The organism is Mesorhizobium sp. M2C.T.Ca.TU.002.02.1.1 (assembly GCF_003997225.1).
The window spans coordinates 1-1367 of record NZ_RZTO01001173.1 but is presented as its reverse complement, the minus strand read 5'-3'; the positions used below and the strand labels follow the sequence as shown (position 1 = coordinate 1367).

The window sequence follows — 1367 nt, the reverse complement described above, 5'->3', positions numbered from 1 at the left end:
GATGTACTGAAGATCGCAGCCTTTTCGGACGGGAACACCGGCGGCAATCCGGCCGGCGTGGTGATTGGCGAGGCCTTGCCGGATGCGGCCGCCATGCAGCGCGTCGCGGCCGAAGTACGCTTCTCGGAAACCGCCTTCGCCGCGCCTGAAGGCGTTAGCTGGCGCGTGCGCTATTTTTCGCCGGAGTCGGAAGTGCCGTTCTGCGGCCATGCCACCATCGCGCTCGGCGCGGCGCTGGTCAGGAAATTCGGCGACGGCATTTTCGAGCTGACACTCAACCAGGCCAACATAACCGTGGAAGGATTTCGCGACGGCGCGAACTTTGCCGCCGCCTTGCAGTCGCCGCCGACGCGCAGCCGGCCGGCCCCGTCGGAACTGGTCGGCGAGGCGCTCTCACTGTTCGGCTATCAGCCGGGCGACCTCGATCCCGCCATTCCGCCGGCGTTGGTCCATGGCGGCGCCGATCATCTCGTGCTGGCGCTGAAGTCACGCGAAGCGCTGGCTGCCATGGCCTATGACTTGAAGCAAGGCCAGTCCTTCATGCGCCGCGAAGGCCTGGTCACGATTTTGCTCGGCTATGCCGAGACGCCGCGCCTCTTCCATACGCGCAATCCATTCGCGTCCGGCGGGGTTTATGAGGACCCGGCGACAGGCGCAGCCACCGCGGCCTTTGCCGGCTATCTGCGCGATCTCGGCTGGCCGCATGGCGGCGCGATCGACATCGTCCAGGGCGAAGACATGGGCATGCGCTCACGCCTCCATGCCGACATTTCGTCGGCGCCCGGCAGCTCGATCAGGGTCTCCGGGACGGCGCGGCTGATGGATTAAAGCCCTTAAATCGGCCGCTTCAGGCCGAGATGCTCGCGCAGGGTGCGGCCTTCATAGTCCTTGCGGAACAGGCCGCGCCGCTGCAACTCCGGTACCACCAGCGTCGCGAAGGCGTCGAGCTCGCCCGGGAACCAGGACGGCATCACGTTGAAGCCATCGGCCGCGCCGCCTTCGAAGCGCGCCTGCAATTCGTCGGCGATCTCTCCGGCCGTGCCGACGATGCGCCAATGGCCGCGTGCGCCGGCAAAGTACCGCGCGAGGTCGCGGATCGAGAGCCCGTCGCGGCGCGCCTGCTCGATCACCAGCGCCTGCCGGCTCTTCATGCCTTCGCTCTCCGGCAGTTCGGGCAGCGGTCCGTCGATCGGATAGCGGCCGAGGTCGGAGATGCTGAGATAGCTGGAGAGCAGGGCCACGCCGACATCGTCGGGGATCAACTCCTGCAGCGCATCGTATTTCGCCTGCGCCTCGGCTTTCGTTGCGGCCACGATCGGCGCCACGCCGGGCATGATCTTCACATCGTCTGGCTGGCGGCCATAGGC

1 protein-coding gene and 1 pseudogene are annotated in these 1367 nt (G+C 66.9%); one reads left to right on the top strand and one right to left on the bottom strand.

All coding sequences use genetic code 11. The annotated features are described in order from the left end of the window. Positions 1-828, top strand: an 828-nt coding sequence (locus EOD07_RS34455) for a PhzF family phenazine biosynthesis protein (RefSeq protein ID WP_164772842.1), incomplete at its 5' end; no start/stop codon positions are given. 5 nt (positions 829-833) lie between these two features. On the opposite strand, the pseudogene EOD07_RS34450 reads toward EOD07_RS34455, so the two are convergent. Continuing rightward, positions 834-1367: pseudogene (locus tag EOD07_RS34450) on the bottom strand (LLM class flavin-dependent oxidoreductase); the annotation flags it as partial.